This window comes from Ruegeria sp. TM1040, from assembly GCF_000014065.1.
Taxonomy (GTDB): domain Bacteria; phylum Pseudomonadota; class Alphaproteobacteria; order Rhodobacterales; family Rhodobacteraceae; genus Epibacterium.
The window spans coordinates 2,671,697-2,687,514 of record NC_008044.1 but is presented as its reverse complement, the minus strand read 5'-3'; the positions used below and the strand labels follow the sequence as shown (position 1 = coordinate 2,687,514).

At 59.8% G+C, this 15,818-nt stretch carries 15 protein-coding genes; 13 read left to right on the top strand and 2 right to left on the bottom strand.

All coding sequences use genetic code 11. The annotated features are described in order from the left end of the window. Positions 1 to 31: 31 nt before the first annotated feature. The 9 genes from ccoN (at position 32) to ccoS (ending at position 9,530) form a co-directional block, all read left to right on the top strand. Positions 32 to 1,636, top strand: a complete 1,605-nt coding sequence (gene ccoN, locus TM1040_RS17155; RefSeq protein WP_011539861.1) for a cytochrome-c oxidase, cbb3-type subunit I — start codon at positions 32 to 34, stop codon at positions 1,634 to 1,636. Between the two features lie 14 nt (positions 1,637 to 1,650). Continuing rightward, positions 1,651 to 2,379 (top strand): cytochrome-c oxidase, cbb3-type subunit II, encoded by a 729-nt coding sequence (ccoO, locus tag TM1040_RS17150; protein WP_011539860.1) that lies wholly within the window; start codon positions 1,651 to 1,653, stop codon positions 2,377 to 2,379. Positions 2,380 to 2,393: 14 nt separating this feature from the next. After that, entirely contained in the window at positions 2,394 to 2,591 is a 198-nt protein-coding gene (locus TM1040_RS17145; protein ID WP_011539859.1) for a CcoQ/FixQ family Cbb3-type cytochrome c oxidase assembly chaperone, read from the top strand. Further along, the gene (gene ccoP, locus TM1040_RS17140; RefSeq protein ID WP_011539858.1) at positions 2,588 to 3,472 is read left to right on the top strand and encodes a cytochrome-c oxidase, cbb3-type subunit III; all 885 of its coding nucleotides are present in this window, start codon (positions 2,588 to 2,590) and stop codon (positions 3,470 to 3,472) included. The genes TM1040_RS17145 and ccoP overlap by 4 nt, the downstream gene beginning before the upstream one ends. 676 nt (positions 3,473 to 4,148) lie before the next feature. Beyond that, positions 4,149 to 5,033 carry a LysR family transcriptional regulator gene (locus TM1040_RS17135; protein WP_011539857.1) on the top strand — a complete coding sequence of 295 codons (885 nt, stop codon included), beginning with the start codon at positions 4,149 to 4,151 and terminating at the stop codon, positions 5,031 to 5,033. Between the two features lie 147 nt (positions 5,034 to 5,180). Beyond that, positions 5,181 to 6,611: a cytochrome c oxidase accessory protein CcoG gene (gene ccoG / locus TM1040_RS17130; RefSeq protein ID WP_011539856.1), complete on the top strand. Its 1,431-nt coding sequence runs from the start codon at positions 5,181 to 5,183 to the stop codon at positions 6,609 to 6,611. A 3-nt stretch (positions 6,612 to 6,614) separates the two neighbouring features. Further along, the gene (locus TM1040_RS17125; RefSeq protein WP_011539855.1) at positions 6,615 to 7,091 is read left to right on the top strand and encodes a FixH family protein; all 477 of its coding nucleotides are present in this window, start codon (positions 6,615 to 6,617) and stop codon (positions 7,089 to 7,091) included. A 78-nt stretch (positions 7,092 to 7,169) separates the two neighbouring features. Then, on the top strand, positions 7,170 to 9,353 hold the full coding sequence (locus TM1040_RS17120; protein WP_011539854.1) for a heavy metal translocating P-type ATPase: 2,184 nt from the start codon (positions 7,170 to 7,172) through the stop codon (positions 9,351 to 9,353). 18 nt (positions 9,354 to 9,371) lie between these two features. Continuing rightward, positions 9,372 to 9,530 carry a cbb3-type cytochrome oxidase assembly protein CcoS gene (gene ccoS / locus TM1040_RS17115; protein WP_005629952.1) on the top strand — a complete coding sequence of 53 codons (159 nt, stop codon included), beginning with the start codon at positions 9,372 to 9,374 and terminating at the stop codon, positions 9,528 to 9,530. Between the two features lie 199 nt (positions 9,531 to 9,729). On the opposite strand, the gene TM1040_RS17110 is transcribed toward ccoS, so the two are convergent. Together TM1040_RS17110 and TM1040_RS17105 are read right to left on the bottom strand one after the other, a co-directional pair. Next, entirely contained in the window at positions 9,730 to 11,421 is a 1,692-nt protein-coding gene (locus TM1040_RS17110; protein ID WP_044027271.1) for a D-alanyl-D-alanine carboxypeptidase family protein, read from the bottom strand. A gap of 316 nt (positions 11,422 to 11,737) precedes the next feature. Then, positions 11,738 to 12,451 carry an HAD family hydrolase gene (locus TM1040_RS17105; RefSeq protein ID WP_011539852.1) on the bottom strand — a complete coding sequence of 238 codons (714 nt, stop codon included), beginning with the start codon at positions 12,449 to 12,451 and terminating at the stop codon, positions 11,738 to 11,740. Positions 12,452 to 12,541: 90 nt separating this feature from the next. On the opposite strand from TM1040_RS17105, the gene clpS reads away from it, so the two are divergent. The 4 genes from clpS (at position 12,542) to hemF (ending at position 15,818) form a co-directional block, all read left to right on the top strand. Further along, a complete protein-coding gene (clpS, locus tag TM1040_RS17100) occupies positions 12,542 to 12,883 on the top strand; it encodes an ATP-dependent Clp protease adapter ClpS (protein WP_011539851.1) in 342 nt (113 codons plus the stop codon). Between the two features lie 39 nt (positions 12,884 to 12,922). Further along, entirely contained in the window at positions 12,923 to 13,909 is a 987-nt protein-coding gene (locus tag TM1040_RS17095) for a class I SAM-dependent methyltransferase (RefSeq protein ID WP_011539850.1), read from the top strand. A 163-nt stretch (positions 13,910 to 14,072) separates the two neighbouring features. Beyond that, entirely contained in the window at positions 14,073 to 14,876 is an 804-nt protein-coding gene (locus TM1040_RS17090; protein ID WP_011539849.1) for an SDR family NAD(P)-dependent oxidoreductase, read from the top strand. A gap of 39 nt (positions 14,877 to 14,915) precedes the next feature. Continuing rightward, a complete protein-coding gene (gene hemF / locus TM1040_RS17085; RefSeq protein WP_011539848.1) occupies positions 14,916 to 15,818 on the top strand; it encodes an oxygen-dependent coproporphyrinogen oxidase in 903 nt (300 codons plus the stop codon).

The following is a 15,818-nucleotide window of genomic DNA, read 5'->3' as shown; positions in this document are numbered from 1 at the left end:
GATTCGGGTGAATCATTCAAAGGGGCATGAAATGTCTAATTATCTCAAGCTGATAGTGCTTGGCGTATTGACGGTCTTCTTCATGATCGCCGCCGGCTACGCCAGGGATCTGGCGTATCAGGTACATGCGGTGATCTTGATGCTCGTCGCAGGTGGCCTGTTCTTGTGGACACTGCGCGAGACCGACGAGCCGGTTCCGGCTCCCGTCACCGGGGAATATCTCGATGGCGTGGTGCGCGCAGGTGTCATTGCAACCGCATTCTGGGGTGTCGCGGGGTTCCTTGTGGGGACCTTCATTGCGTTCCAGCTGGCTTTTCCGGTTCTGAATTTTGATTGGTCCGAAGGGTTTGCGAATTTTGGCCGCCTGCGTCCGCTGCACACATCTGCAGTGATTTTTGCGTTTGGCGGTAACGCGTTGATCGCGACGTCCTTTTACATCGTGCAGCGCACCTCGGCGGCACGACTCTGGGGCGGCAACCTCGCGTGGTTTGTCTTCTGGGGCTATCAGCTGTTTATCGTGCTTGCGGCAACCGGCTATCTCTTGGGCGGAACGCAGTCCAAGGAATACGCTGAGCCCGAGTGGTACATCGACCTGTGGCTGACCGTTGTCTGGGTGGCCTATCTGGCGGTGTTCCTCGGTACCATCATTCGCCGCAAAGAGCGCCACATCTATGTGGCCAACTGGTTTTTCCTCGCCTTCATCGTGACCGTCGCGATGCTGCACCTCGTCAACAACCTGACCATTCCTGTTTCGATCTGGGGCTCCAAGTCCGTGATTGTCTGGCCTGGTGTACAGGATGCCATGGTGCAGTGGTGGTATGGCCACAACGCGGTGGGCTTCTTCCTGACCGCAGGCTTCCTCGGCATGATGTATTATTTCATTCCCAAGCAGGCAGATCGTCCGGTTTACAGCTATAAACTGTCGATCATCCACTTTTGGGCGCTGATCTTCATCTACATCTGGGCCGGCCCACACCACCTGCATTATACCGCGCTGCCGGACTGGGCCTCGACGCTGGGCATGGTGTTCTCGATCGTGCTGTGGATGCCCTCCTGGGGTGGCATGATCAACGGTCTGATGACGCTCTCGGGCGCTTGGGACAAGCTGCGCACCGATCCGGTCCTGCGGATGCTGGTGATCTCGGTTGGCTTCTACGGCATGTCCACATTTGAGGGTCCGATGATGTCGATCCGTGCGGTGAACTCGCTGAGCCACTACACCGACTGGACCATTGGTCACGTGCACTCTGGTGCGCTGGGCTGGAATGGTATGATCACCTTCGGTGCGCTCTACTACCTGACCCCGGTTCTGTGGAAGCGTGAGCGGCTCTACTCCCTGAGCCTGGTCAGCTGGCACTTCTGGCTCGCGACCATCGGCATCGTTCTCTATGCGGCGTCCATGTGGGTGACCGGTATCATGGAAGGCCTGATGTGGCGTGAAGTGGATGCGAACGGCTTCCTCGTGTGGTCCTTTGCCGACACCGTTGCTGCGAAGCTTCCGATGTATGTGATGCGTGGTTTGGGCGGGGTTCTGTTCCTCACCGGGTCGCTGGTCATGTGCTATAACCTCTGGATGACCGTTCGTCGGGCGCCGGCCAAAGAGGCCAGCCTGTCCGTCGCGGTCCCGGCTGAATAAGGAGGGCCGGAGAGATGGCAATTCTCGACAAACATAAAATCCTCGAGACCAACGCAACGCTTCTGCTGATCTGTTCCTTTCTCGTGGTTACCATCGGTGGCCTGGTACAGATCACCCCGCTGTTCTATCTAGAGAACACCATCGAGGAGGTGGAGGGCATGCGTCCCTACACCCCCCTCGAGCTGGCGGGGCGGGAGATCTACATCCGCGAAGGATGCTACGTCTGTCACAGCCAGATGATCCGTCCGATGCGGGATGAGGTTGAACGCTACGGTCACTATTCGCTGGCGGCGGAGTCGATGTACGACCACCCGCACCAGTGGGGCTCCAAGCGCACCGGGCCGGATCTGGCCCGGGTTGGCGGGCGCTACTCGGACGAGTGGCACGTCGATCACCTGCGTGACCCGCAGGCGGTTGTGCCAGAGTCGGTCATGCCCAAGTATGACTTCCTGGAGCGCACCCGTATTGATGGCAAATACATCGGAGAACTGATGGCCACCAATGCGATTGTCGGTGTCCCCTATACCGAGGCGATGATCGAAGAAGCTCGTCGCGACTTCCGCGCACAAGCCGATCCCGACAGCGATTATGACGGGCTGCTGGAGCGCTACGGCGAGAGCGTCAATGTGCGCAACTTTGATGGTCAGCCCGGTGTATCCGAGGCGGATGCATTGATCGCCTATCTGCAGATGCTCGGCACGTTGGTCGATTTCTCGACCTTCACACCCGACGCAAGCCGCTAAGGGAGGATTGAGCCATGGAAACCTATTCGCTGCTGCGAGAGTTCGCCGACAGCTGGATGCTTCTCTTTCTGTTCCTCTTCTTCATTGGTGTTGTGATCTGGGCGTTCCGCCCGGGTTCCACCAAAACCTATGAGGACACAGCCAACATCCCCTTCCGCAACGCGGACAAGCCGGCGTCCGAGCGCGCCGCTCAACCGGAGGCCCAGCAATGAGTGAAACGGGCAATAAAAAGACAGTAAAGATCCACGAGGGCGATCCAAACACCACCGGCCACGAGTGGGACGGGATCATGGAATTCGACAACCCGATGCCGCGCTGGTGGCTGTGGGTGTTCTACGCCACGATCATCTGGGGCATCGGATATACCATCGCCTATCCTGCATGGCCGATGGTCAGCGCGGCCACCTCCGGGATCACCGGATGGTCTTCGCGTGGTCAGGTCGAGGCCGAGATTGCCGCCGTCGATGAGGCCAACGCGCCCATCAACGCCCAGCTCGAAGCGCTGGAACTTGCCGCCATTCCGGGCCATCCCGAGCTTGAGGGCTACGCCGTCTCTGCCGGGGCCGCCGTCTTCAAGACATGGTGTGCGCAGTGTCACGGGTCTGGTGCGGCGGGGGCCAAAGGCTATCCGAACCTCTTGGATGATGACTGGCTCTGGGGTGGCACGATGGAAGACATTCATGCCACGGTCTCTTATGGCATTCGCAACGAGGAAAGCGACGATGCCCGCTATTCCGCAATGCCCGCCTTTGGTCGTGATGAACTGCTCCAAAAAGAAGAGGTCAGTCAGGTCGTAAACTACGTGATGTCCCTGTCAGACACGCCCAAAGACGCAAGCGAAGTGGCTGCGGGCGCGGTTGTGTTCGAAGAAAACTGCGCCTCCTGTCATGGGGCGGACGCATCGGGTGATATCTACCAAGGTGCGCCGAACCTGAAGGACGCGATCTGGCTCTATGGGGGCGACTACGACACTCTCTACGAGACAGTCTGGAACTCGCGTTTTGGGGTCATGCCGAACTGGGACAGCCGTCTGAGCGAAGCTGAGATCCGCGCAGTCAGCGCCTATGTCCACCAATTGGGTGGCGGCGAGTAAGCGCCATAACACTGAAAAGACTGGGCCGCTCCATCTGGGGCGGCCCTTTTCGTTTGGGGGACAATGGCGTCCAAGCCTCTAGAATCCAGGCTCTAGCGACGTCTTTGAGGGACAAATGCGCAGCGGGTTGATCTGTATCAAGGCCGCCAACCAAGGCCGGAGGCACAGTGGGAACAAGACGAAATCCAGGGTCATGGTTGGGAAGGCCTTTGTGTCAGACCTTGCTTTTCGCCTGATCCCGTTCCGGGAACGGACGGGCTCAATTGACGCCAGTTCTCTGCTTGTTTGCGCGTTTCCTGGAGAACTGGCGTCTTTTGTCTTCCGGTCGTCTGGATGTGGTACAGGCCGCAGGCGCTGGGCGATTACTTGCACGCCACAGGGTGTGTGGCGTGGGGTAGGTTTCTTCTTTCGTTTGCCTGACGCGCGCCCACCCGGATCTTCAAAAACCGCAGCATGCCACTGAGGGACAGGCGCGATCGCCGGGCTGGAGCGGGTAGGGGCCGCACCGGCAGATCCGAGTGGCGGGTCGCGTTCAGCATCGATCGGGCGTAAATATCAACTAACATGCTTGTACTCCTTGATAGGGGCAGGGTGGAAGGAAACTGCGCTCATGCTTGCCCGAGTGCGCCTGATATGCGAGTCAGGAAGAAATTCAACGTGTAAGTAAGGCTTACATATGAACTGGCGCGACATGCCCCCCTTGTCGGCCCTGAGGGCTTTTGCGGCCTTTGCGGAGACCGGCAACCTGCAACAGGCAGGCGAGCAGCTGAACGTCAGCCACGCTGCCATCAGTCAGCAATTGCGCCACCTTGAGACGCATATGGGGGTGCCGCTTCTGGACCGCTCTGGCCGCTCGCTGCGTCTGACGAGCGAGGGCGAGCAGCTAGCACAGGCGCTGGCGCTTGGGTTTGGCGCGATTCGCAGCGCCGTGCAGGACCTGACCTCACGCGGCGCAGGGCAGCCTCTGCATGTTACCTGCACGCCAATGTTTGCGACTCATTGGCTGATGCCACGGCTGGCGGGGTTCCGTCAGGCCTACCCCGATGTCGATCTGGTGATCGACCCCACCGGCGAAGTGGTGCGTCTTGCCCCAGGTGGGATCGATATTGCCCTGCGCTATGGAACAGGCACATGGCCGGGGCTCGAGGCAGAGATGCTGCTCGCTTCGCCGATGGTCGTGGTGGCTGCGCCGGGTCTCTTGGATAAACGCGCCGTCACAACGCCGGAGGACCTGCTGGACCTGCCCTGGCTTGAGGAAATCGGCACCAATGAGGCGTCGGTCTGGCTGCGCTCCCGAGGCGTTCAAGATGGCGTTAAGGCGGGGCGAGTCGTTTTGCCGGGCAACTTGTTGATGGAAGCGCTGCGCGCGGGGCAGGGGGTTGCGGTGTCGGTGCGTGAATTCGTCGCGCTCGATGTGGCGGCGGGCCGCCTGACCGAGCTTTTCTGCGAAGAAAAGGGCCGTGGCTATCACATAGTGCACCGCCCGTGCTTGCTGCGTCCGGGTGCGCGGCATTTCGTCAACTGGCTGCGGCGAGAGCGCGACTCTACGCCCTTGATCTGACCGTACAGTTCTTGTGCGGCGCTCGCAGCGCCAGCGACAGATGGGCAAAATGCACATGCGAGATGCGATTTTTGATCCACGTCAAAGTCTCGACCGCTGGCCTCTGAGAGAACACAATCAGACCTGTCACAGGATCGGAGCCAGAAGTTGAGCGATTCGAGCCAAACCCCCAGCCTTTACGCCGCGCGAGAGCCAATCTTTCCCCGTCGCGTATCGGGAAAGTTTCGCACCCTCAAATGGGTGATCATGGCCGTCACACTGGGGATCTACTACCTGCTGCCATGGATCCGCTGGGATCGTGGACCCGAGTTGCCGGATCAGGCGGTCCTCCTCGATCTGGCCGGGCGGCGGTTTTACTTCTTCTGGATCGAGATCTGGCCACATGAGTTCTATTTTGTGGCGGGCCTTTTGATCATGGCCGGCCTAGGGCTGTTTCTCTTTACCTCGGCCTTGGGGAGGGTCTGGTGCGGTTATGCCTGTCCGCAAACTGTCTGGACCGATCTCTTCATTCTGGTGGAGCGCTGGATCGAAGGGGATCGAAATGCGCGCCTGCGCTTGCACCGTCAGAAAAAATGGGACTTCAAAAAGGTTCGCCTGCGGGTCACCAAATGGGTCGCCTGGCTGTTGATCGGTCTTGCGACTGGTGGGGCGTGGGTCTTCTATTTTGCAGATGCGCCGACACTGCTTCAGGATCTGGTGACGGGGCAAGCGCATCCGGTGGCCTACACGACGATGGCGATCCTGACTTTTACGACCTTCTTTTTTGGCGGTTTTGCGCGCGAACAGATCTGCATCTATGCCTGCCCATGGCCCCGTATCCAGGCGGCTATGATGGACGAGGACACGCTGACGGTGGGCTATCGCGATTGGCGTGGTGAGCCGCGCGGCAAACACCGCAAATCCGCTGAGGCGGAGCAGTTGGGCGACTGTATCGACTGCATGGCCTGTGTGAACGTCTGCCCGATGGGAATCGACATTCGGGACGGGCAGCAGATGGAGTGCATCACCTGCGCGCTTTGTATCGACGCTTGCGACGACATCATGGCCAAAGTGGGCAAACCACGCGGGCTGATCGACTACATGGCGCTTTCAGACGAGACACAGGAACGTGCAGGCAAGCCGCCGCGCCCGGTCTGGAAGCACATTTTGCGCCCACGTACGATCATGTACACAACCCTCTGGGGAGGTGTTGGTCTGGCGCTTGTCTTTGCGCTCTTCATTCGAGCAGACATCAACATGACCGTCGCACCCGTGCGCAACCCGACTTATGTGACTCTGTCGGATGGCACTATCCGCAACACCTACGACGTGCGCCTCTCGAACAAGAACGGGGAGGCTCGGATCTTTGAGATGTCGATTGTTGGTGATCCTACGCTCTCTGTCACGCTTGAGGGCGAAGAAGGCACCAAGGTCGAGGTGCCCGCAGACAGCGCCGAATTGCAGCGGGTCTATGTCTCTGCACCACGGGACAGCGCGCCGGCAGAGGCGGAAAACACTGGCCTGAGACTCTGGGTCGAAGATTTGACCTCAGGCGAGCGCGCCTATCGTGACACGACATTCAACGGACGGGGGAACTGATCCATGCATAGCGAAACCACAAAAGCACCCCGCCAGTTCACCGGCAAACATATGCTTGCAGTCTGTGTGGGGGCCTTTGGGATCATCATTTCGGTGAACCTCTACATGGCCTACAGCGCGGTGAGCACGTTTCCGGGTGTCGAGGTCAAGAACTCCTATGTTGCGAGCCAGCAATTTGATACGCGCCGCGCCGCGCAAGAAGCGCTGGGCTGGTCGGTCTACGCCTCGGCGATAGGGAACGAGGTGAAGCTCGAGATCAGCGATCGTGACGGCCAGCCGGTTGAGGTCGCCTCGCTCACTGCGACGCTGGGACGCGCCACGCATGTCAGGGACGATCAAAAGCCGCAGTTCCGCTTTGACGGGTCGGCCTATGTGGCCCCCGCAGAGCTGGCCCCGGGGAACTGGAACATCCGGATGATCGCGCGCGCCGAAGATGGCACCGAGTTCACGCAGCGGGTGATCCTGCACGTAAAGGACTGAGATCATGCGAGATGCCTTCTTTTTCGGCGCCTGCGGGGGGGCGACTGCCCGTTTTGTGCAGAGGCCTGAGGCTAGACGATGACTGCCCAGATGCACCACCAAACGGCGGTTTGTCCGGGCTGCGCGGCCGCTCCGACAGAAGCTATTGCGCAGGCCCCGACCGAGGCGCGTCTCGCGATCTCGTTGCCAACAATCCATTGTCAGGCCTGTATTTCCGCCGTTGAGCGCGGTCTGTCGCAAGTGCCGGGTGTACGGTCTGCGCGGGTGAACCTCACGTTGAAGCGCGCCTTGGTGGAGGCCGAACCAGAAATGCGCGCCGCCGACTTGGTCCCGATCTGCGCGTCGCTTGGTTACGAGGCGCATGAGTTGGATCTGGCAGCCCTGGCCGCTACGGAGACGGATCGGGCGGGGCGTGAACTGTTGTTGCGTCTGGCAGTGGCGGGGTTTGCGTCCATGAACGTGATGCTGCTGTCGATCTCGGTCTGGTCCGGGGCTTCCGATGCCACCCGTGACATGTTTCACTGGATTTCGGCGGCGATCACATTCCCGGCCATCGTCTATTCTGGGCATCCCTTCTTTAAGAACGCATGGCAGGCGTTGCGGGCGCGGCGGCTCAATATGGATGTGCCGATTGTTCTTGCGCTGCTGTTGGCGCTGCTGACCTCCCTTTGGGAGACGACACTGTCCGGGGAGCATGCCTATTTTGATGCCGCCCTGACGCTGACGTTCTTCTTGCTGGCGGGGCGCTATCTCGATCATCGGACACGCGCGGCGGCCCGCTCTGCCGCCGAGGAGCTTGCAGCGCTTGAGGTGCCGCGTGCCTGGCGACTGGACAAACAGGGACAAGAGGTCGAGGTCTCGGTCGCCGATCTGACCATCGGGGATTTGATCCGCGTGCGACCCGGGGGGCGCATGCCCGTAGACGGAGAGATCACCGAGGGGCGCTCGGAACTTGATCGTTCTTTGCTCACCGGGGAAACCCTTCCGGTGCTGGCAGAGCCCGGGGGCCTTGTCTCTGCAGGGGAAGTGAACCTCACGGGGCCGCTGACGATCCGCGCCACAGCTGTTGGCGCAGAGACGTCGCTGCACCGAATGGCGGATCTGGTTGCGATCGCCGAGTCGGGCCGGTCGCGCTACACCTCTCTGGCAGATAGCGCTGCAAAGCTCTATGCGCCGGGGGTACATATCCTCTCGGCTCTTGCGTTTGTTGGGTGGTATCTTTATACCTGCGATCTGCGCACGGCCCTCAATATCGCCGCAGCTGTTCTGATTATCACCTGCCCATGTGCGCTTGGTCTTGCGGTTCCTGCAGTGACCACTGCGGCATCGGGGCGGCTGTTCCGGGCCGGGCTTCTTGTCAAACACGCCACCGCGCTTGAACGGCTGGCCGAGGTTGATACGGTAGTTTTTGATAAGACCGGAACCTTGACGGAGGGCGCGCCGGAAGTTGTCAACCTCGATACACTCAGCCCCAAAGAACGCTCTGTTGCGCTTGCCTTGGCGTCTGGCTCAAGTCACCCGCTGGCCATTGCGCTGTCGCGGGCAGCGAGAGATGCAGGGGCGGAGCCAGCTGTGCTTGAAGATCTGCGCGAAGTGCCCGGCTATGGCACCGAGGCGCGTCTGAACGGCCAGCCGGTTCGGCTTGGGCGTGCAGCATGGGTCGGTGCTCGAGGGACGCAAGAGCAAACTGCGACCTGGCTGGATCTCGGAGAGGGGGCGCCTGTCGCAATTTGTTTCAAAGATGCCCTTCGCGCCGGTGCCGAAGAGGTCGTGCGCGCGCTACAGGGGGCGGGCAAGGATGTTCTGCTGATATCTGGTGACACCACAGCCGCAGTGGAGGATCTGGCGAAGCGCCTGGGCATTCAAAGCTGGGTGGCTGAGGCCCTGCCTGAGGACAAGGCCGCTCGCATTGCGGAGCTGACCCAGACAGGGCGCAAGGTGCTGATGGTGGGTGATGGGCTCAATGATACCGCTGCATTGGCAGGTGCGCATGTGTCGATCTCTCCGGCTTCGGCACTGGATGCAGCACGGGTTGCCTCAGACATTGTTTTGCTCGGCAAAGATCTAGCGCCCATCGCTGAAGCCTGCGGCGTGGCAGAGCGTGCGACCAGACGCATCCGGGAAAACTTCCAGATCGCAACACTCTATAATGTGATTGCGGTGCCCCTTGCGATCGCGGGCCTGGCCACCCCCTTGATCGCGGCGCTGGCGATGTCCACGTCATCCATAACTGTTTCACTCAACGCCTTGCGTCTGCGTTAGAAAGCCGGGAGTGCCGTCATGACTGTTTTGTCTTATCTGATCCCAATTTCCCTTATCCTCGGCGGGGCAGGGTTGATTGGGTTCATCTATACGGTGCGCTCGGAGCAATATGACGACCCGGAAGGGGATGCGCGCCGTATCCTGAGTGACGAGTGGGATGATCACCCCAAACCTTGATGGCGCGACCTCATTGAGGGGGCTCAAACCGGTCAGATACCATATTGGTCGTCAGGTTTTACAAGGCCCACTGGCAGGGGGCGCTGCCCCCTCTTGCCCGTCCCGGGCAATTCACCCCCGGGATATTTCTGGTTGGAAGAATGGAAAAACCCCCGCACCAATGGCTTTGGTACGGGGCTTTTGACTTGCACGTCAGGGCTTAGGAGGAGGGGCCAAGTGTCTCGCAGGTGACATTGCGAGAGTTGAGGCGCTTGCATGCGAGCTCGGCGCTTTCCTTGGTCATCCCAAGGAAATTGGCGTCAAATCCGCGCGGACTCTGCACCACCTTGCGCAGAGAGCCTTCGAGCGTCTCCATTTCGGCCAAAGCCGTGCGCAACAAGACTTTTTCGGCCTGAAAACGGTTGGTGTAGCGTCCGACATTGATCCCCCAGTAGCGGCCGCCAGAGGTCGACAGGCGTGTCACCACGACTGGTTCCTCGAGCGAAGCAACTTCGGTGTTGAATTTTGCTGGGCGCGCCTGTGGACGTGGCCCGGTGTAGCGCGGTTGCGTCGGGGCCTCAACGGCGCGCGCGACCGCTGTTCGGATTTCCGCCTGCAGGGCTTGCTCACCTTCCACCTCTGCCTGAAGAGCCTCGGGCCGCGCCTGAGGTTGGATTGCCGAGACATCGGAGACTTCGGTGACTTCCAAAAGAGCGTCGTTGATGCCGGATTTCAGGGCATCGCTATCCAGCGCGGCGAGCTGCACCTCTTCAGGTGCGGCAACAGTACCGGTCTCGACCTCTGTTTCAGCCTCTGCAAGTAGCGTTTCCGGGGCAGGCTCTGGCAGCGGACGGGGCCGTGGGCGCAGGGTCTCTGAAATCACCCCGCTGACGCGGATCGTCTTTCCGGCCATGCCATGCGTGTCATCCTCTGCCAGGCGCACACCGCTGTTGCCGAGGTAGGGCGGCATAGGGGGCTTTTGCAGTTTGGCATAGGCCGGAGCGCGCCGGAAGCCGAGGTCCAGGAGTTCTGCGATCTTGGCGTTGCGTGCCGCGGTGGATTTCCCGCCAAATACGGTTGCAATGATGCGCTCATCGCCCCGTTTTGCAGAGGAGACGAGGTTGAACCCGGCTGCGCGCGTATAGCCGGTCTTGATGCCATCCGCACCGCGGTAGGCCGCGAGAAAGCGGCGGTTGGTGTTGTAGACAACCTTGGTGCCCGCGTTGGTCGAGGTGCGCGAAAAGAGATTATAATACTCAGGGTAGTCATAAAGCATATGACGTCCGAGGATTGTCATGTCGCGTGCCGTCGACATGTGACCATTGGCAGTCAGCCCATGCGCGTTCTTGAAGGTCGTGCGGGTCATTCCCAGTGCCTTGGCGGTGCGATTCATTCGCCGCGCAAAGGCCGCCTCAGACCCGGAGATCGCCTCACCAATGGCCGTGGCCGCATCATTGGCGGATTTTACCGCTGCGGCCCGGATCAGATACCGTAGTGCGATTTTTTGCCCGCGGCGCAGGCCCAACTCAGAAGGAGGTTCTGCCTCGGCATTGCGCGAAACCGTGATCTGGGTGTCGAGGGTGATTTCCCCGTTCCGCACCGCCTCAAAGGCGATGTATAGGGTCATCATCTTGGTCAGCGAGGCGGGGTGCAGCCGAGTATCCGCATTGCGCGAATGCAGCACTTCGCCGGTACGCGCATCCATGACCATCGCCGCGTAGGGGGCAGCGGTTGCGCGCTCCGGCGCAATGGACGCCACGCCAAGTGCGAGGGTCAGCGCCTGCGCACTGCGCCTGCACAACGCCCTGAACTTGTTGCGAAATGTTTGTACTGTGCCGCGACGTTGTCCACGGCCAAACCTCACCCACAAGGAGGAGGGGCGACCGTCGTCGACCTCTGAAAATACTGCCATGTCTGCCTCGTGCCGCTGGTTTTCCAACTGGCGTTTTGTCTTGTCAGCAAAAGCTACCACAGCTGATCATTCGAATAAACCGGTCGTTACGGAACATGACGTGGACGAAAAGCGTTGGAATATCTTGAGAATCGATATGTAGTGGTTGCTGCGCGTGCCCTCGCTAAATAAGGCGATCCTTTTGTGGAAACTCTGCGGAAAATTCTCTTCGTCTTGTGGTGCAAAAAGCGGGATCACGCCGATATTTAGCGATCAAATGAAGCGCTAAAGTCACAGTTATGAATGAAGGGTTAACATAACCCTCGGAATTCCCCCTTTAGGCGAGTCGTTCAACCAACTCAGGGAGCGCGCCGAGGTCGGGGATTTCGTGATAGCGCGGGCTTTCTGTGGGGGGCTCTGCGGCCTCGACTTCCCAAATTGCGCCATGCGGGACATAGACCCCGTGGCCGCCAGCCCGCACAACCGGAACCACATCGGAACGCATGGAGTTTCCGGCCATCAAGGCCCGCGCGGCGCCGTCACCGTGACGCTCAAAAATGTCGATATAGACCTGCGGTGTCTTCTCTGAGACCACCTCGACCGCGTCGAACAACTCGCCCAGCCCAGATTGGGCGAGCTTGCGCTCCTGATCGAGCAGATCGCCCTTGGTAATCAGGATGACTCGGTGCTCTTTGGCGAGGGTTTCAACTGCGGTCTGCGCATGGGGTAGCAATTCGATCGGAAAGGAGAGCATCATCTGGCCAGCCTCCAGCAGTTCTTTGATGACCGCCGCCGGAACGCGCCCCTCAGTCACCTCTATCGCGGTTTCAATCATCGAGAGCGTGAAGCCTTTGACCCCGTAGCCATAGGCGCCAAGATTGCGTTTCTCTGCGTCCAGCAGCTTGCGATCCAGCGCTTCCGGCCCCATGTCTTCGGATGTGTGATCCATAAGGAGTTCGGCAAAGCGATCCTGAGTGACACGAAAGAAGCGTTCGTTGTGCCAAAGCGTATCATCTGCGTCAAAACCGATGGTCGTGAGCGTTCTAGACATTATCCCGGCCTCAATCTCTTTTCCTTGTGGGGTCTTCCGCTATATAAGCCGGTGACGAAATCAGATGCACCACTGGAAACTGTTGATCCTATGCTAATGCAGCCCTTAATGATGTCGGACAATCCGGATGACGAGAGCGATCTTGGTCTGTTGACCAAGACGCGCCCGCGTACGCAGCGGCCGCCGCGCTACAAGGTGCTGCTGCTGAACGACGACTACACACCGATGGAGTTCGTGGTCATCGTTCTGGAGCGGTTCTTCGGTCTCAATCACGCGCAAGCCTTTGAAATCATGCTGACTGTTCACAAAAAAGGTCTCGCGGTAGTGGGTGTATTCAGCCATGAGGTTGCCGAAACCAAGGTTGCGCAGGTGATGGATTATGCCCGTCGCCATCAGCATCCTTTGCAGTGCACCATGGAAAAAGACGACTGACCCGCGTCTGCGCGTCTGGTCTGGGAAAGGTCTCTTCACATGTCTCAACGCCTGAGCCTCGTGGTTCAATCAGGCGATTTTCGCGTTCCCGATGAGGGGCGAATCGCTGTTTTTCATCCGCGCGAGGGGCATGATCTCTCTGATTTGCCAGATGCGCGGCTGGAGATCATCCAACCGCTGAAGCCCGAATATGACTATTGGGCGGGGCGTGGTCTGACCTCTGTGGCGGAGGTTGCGGAAGATGCGACCTATGATGCCGCAGTGGTGTTCATTCCGCGCTCAAAGCCCTTGGCTCGCCAACTCGTGGCGCAGGCTGTCGCGGCCACGCAGGGGCCGGTTTTGGTCGATGGTGCCAAGACTGACGGCATCGACTCGCTGCTGAAAGAGCTGAATAAGCGCACCCGTCCCAGTCATGCGATTTCCAAGGCGCATGGCAAGGCGTTTTGCATTGAGGGCGGGATCGACCTCTCTGATTGGGTGCCAGGACCGAGTGAAGTAGACGGCGGATTTGTAACCGCGCCGGGTGTGTTCTCTGCGGATGCCATCGACCCAGCCTCTGCTTTGTTGGCGCGGGCACTGCCCAAAAAGCTCGGCAAAGAGGTGGCCGATCTTGGTGCGGGCTGGGGCTATCTCTCGGCTGAAATCCTGCGGCGCAGCAATTTGGAGACTTTGCATCTGGTTGAGGCCGACCATGTCGCGCTGACCTGTGCGCAAACCAATGTCACCGATGCGCATGCTGAGTTTCACTGGGCCGATGCGCGCAGCTGGGGCCAAAAGGGCAGTCTGGATGCGGTTGTCATGAACCCTCCGTTTCATAGCGGCCGCGCGGCTGAACCCTCGTTGGGCCAAGCCTTCATTGCAAATGCGGCCCGTCTGCTGAAACCGGCAGGCCAGCTCTGGATGGTGGCCAATAGGCATCTGCCTTATGAGGCCCTTCTTGGCGAGTGTTTCGTGTCCTTTGAGGAGGCGGCAGGCGACAACCGCTTCAAGATCCTGCATGGTGTTCGCCCGCGCCGCAAAGGTTAGCGCGTAACCCAAGGTCAAGACGACGGGCAGGGATCAAAACCTGTTCAAATCTGAAAATCTTCGGGCTATCGTTTCGCCAGAGTGCGCCACAGACGCGCGTTTCTTCTGACCCCTGGCCCAAGACACAGGCCCAAGGCCTGATGCAAGCAAGGATCCAACCCCCATGAGTTTTTCCATCTCTGGCAAGACAGCCATTGTGACTGGCGCGGCCAATGGTATCGGCCTGGCGATTGGTCGGCAGTTCGCCCGTGAAGGTGCAAATGTAATGTTTGTGGATCACGATGAGCCAACGCTCCTGCAAGAGCTGGGCGGTGACGTGGAGGACAGCAATATCCGCCATTTCGCGGGTGATTTGCGCGAACGCCTGACCATTGCCAACCTGTTGTCAGCGACCATCGACGCGTTTGATCAGGTCGACATTCTGGTCAATGGCGCCCGAAAGGTCGTGCCCAGCGAGCCACTGAACCCCGACGACGAAAGCGTTGAGTTCCTGTTAAAGCAAAACCTCATGTCCACGCTGCGTCTGTCGCAGCATGTGGCCAAACGGATGATCCGTCAGGCTGAGGAGCGTGACGATGAGGGCCCCAATGGCGCCATCATCAACCTGTCGTCCATCGCCGCACGGCGCACCCACCCCGACCTTATGGGCTATTCGGTGGCCTCGGCGGCGCTCGATCAGATGACGCGCTCTTTGGCGGTTTCGCTTGCGCCGCACCGGATACGGGTGAATTCCATCGCGTTCGGTTCCGTGATGAGCGCATCCATGCAGGCGACGTTGAAGGACAACCGTTCCTTGCGCCAGGACATTGAAGAGCACACCCCGCTCAATCGGATTGCGCCGCCGACCGAGCTGACCGAGACCGCGCAGTTTCTCGCTTCGGAAGCCTCGGGCTTCATGACCGGGCAGGTACTGACGCTCGACGGCGGGCGTACCCTGCTTGATCCTGTCACAGCGCCGGTGCATTGAGGCGGCAGTCTAAAACTCGATCTGATGAGGGAGGCCGTCATGGCACAGAACACGGCAGAAATGCGTGACGAGAAGGCGCGCGCGGCGGCGTGGTTTCGAGAGCTGCGAGATCAGATCGTTGCTGCATTCGAAGGGCTTGAGGACAGCCACCACGAAGGTCCCTTTACCGAGATGGGCGCCGGGCGGTTTGATGTGAGCGACACCAAACGCACCGCCGAGGATGGTTCCGACGCGGGTGGTGGCCTTATGAGCGTGATGCGTGGCGGGCGCGTTTTTGAAAAGGTCGGTGTCAATATCTCCGAGGTCTACGGCACGCTGGGAGCACGCGCGCAACAGGCGATGGCGGCGCGCAAGGGGCTGCCTGGCATGAAGGAAGATCCGCGCTTCTGGGCCTCTGGCATTTCCCTCGTGGCGCATATGCGCAATCCGCATGTGCCTGCGGTTCACATGAACACCCGCATGTTCTGGACCCCTCATGGCTGGTGGTTCGGGGGTGGCTCAGACCTCAATCCCTGCATCGAGTACGACGAGGATACGGCGCATTTCCATGAGGTGCAGCAGACGCATCTCGACCCCCATGGAGCGGATCTTTATCCCCGCCTCAAGGCTTGGGCGGATGAGTATTTCTTTATTCCCCATCGCGGTCGGGCGCGGGGTGTTGGCGGGATCTTTCTGGATGACCACAACACGGGTGACTGGGCGCAGGATTTTGCATTGATTCAGGACATTGGCCGCGCCTTTTTGCCCGCCTTTTTGCCTTTGGTGGAGCGGCGACGGGGGCATGCGTGCTCTGCGGATGACAAAGAGGCTCAGCTCATTCATCGCGGTCTCTATGCCGAATATAACCTCGTCTACGACCGCGGCACAAAATTTGGTCTCGAGACCGGGCACGATGCCAATGCAGTCCTGATGAGCCTGCCTCCGCTGGCGAAATGGATTTGA

What these genes read in the sequence shown, in the direction of transcription:
- ccoN (WP_011539861.1), top strand. Translation starts at nt 32, where the DNA reads ATGTCTAATTATCTCAAGCTGATAGTGCTTGGCGTATTGACGGTCTTC.
- ccoO (WP_011539860.1), top strand. Translation starts at nt 1,651, where the DNA reads ATGGCAATTCTCGACAAACATAAAATCCTCGAGACCAACGCAACGCTT.
- TM1040_RS17145 (WP_011539859.1), top strand. Translation starts at nt 2,394, where the DNA reads ATGGAAACCTATTCGCTGCTGCGAGAGTTCGCCGACAGCTGGATGCTT.
- ccoP (WP_011539858.1), top strand. Translation starts at nt 2,588, where the DNA reads ATGAGTGAAACGGGCAATAAAAAGACAGTAAAGATCCACGAGGGCGAT.
- TM1040_RS17135 (WP_011539857.1), top strand. Translation starts at nt 4,149, where the DNA reads ATGAACTGGCGCGACATGCCCCCCTTGTCGGCCCTGAGGGCTTTTGCG.
- TM1040_RS17125 (WP_011539855.1), top strand. Translation starts at nt 6,615, where the DNA reads ATGCATAGCGAAACCACAAAAGCACCCCGCCAGTTCACCGGCAAACAT.
- TM1040_RS17120 (WP_011539854.1), top strand. Translation starts at nt 7,170, where the DNA reads ATGACTGCCCAGATGCACCACCAAACGGCGGTTTGTCCGGGCTGCGCG.
- ccoS (WP_005629952.1), top strand. Translation starts at nt 9,372, where the DNA reads ATGACTGTTTTGTCTTATCTGATCCCAATTTCCCTTATCCTCGGCGGG.
- TM1040_RS17110 (WP_044027271.1), bottom strand. Translation starts at nt 11,421, where the DNA reads ATGGCAGTATTTTCAGAGGTCGACGACGGTCGCCCCTCCTCCTTGTGG.
- TM1040_RS17105 (WP_011539852.1), bottom strand. Translation starts at nt 12,451, where the DNA reads ATGTCTAGAACGCTCACGACCATCGGTTTTGACGCAGATGATACGCTT.
- clpS (WP_011539851.1), top strand. Translation starts at nt 12,542, where the DNA reads ATGCTAATGCAGCCCTTAATGATGTCGGACAATCCGGATGACGAGAGC.
- TM1040_RS17095 (WP_011539850.1), top strand. Translation starts at nt 12,923, where the DNA reads ATGTCTCAACGCCTGAGCCTCGTGGTTCAATCAGGCGATTTTCGCGTT.
- TM1040_RS17090 (WP_011539849.1), top strand. Translation starts at nt 14,073, where the DNA reads ATGAGTTTTTCCATCTCTGGCAAGACAGCCATTGTGACTGGCGCGGCC.
- hemF (WP_011539848.1), top strand. Translation starts at nt 14,916, where the DNA reads ATGGCACAGAACACGGCAGAAATGCGTGACGAGAAGGCGCGCGCGGCG.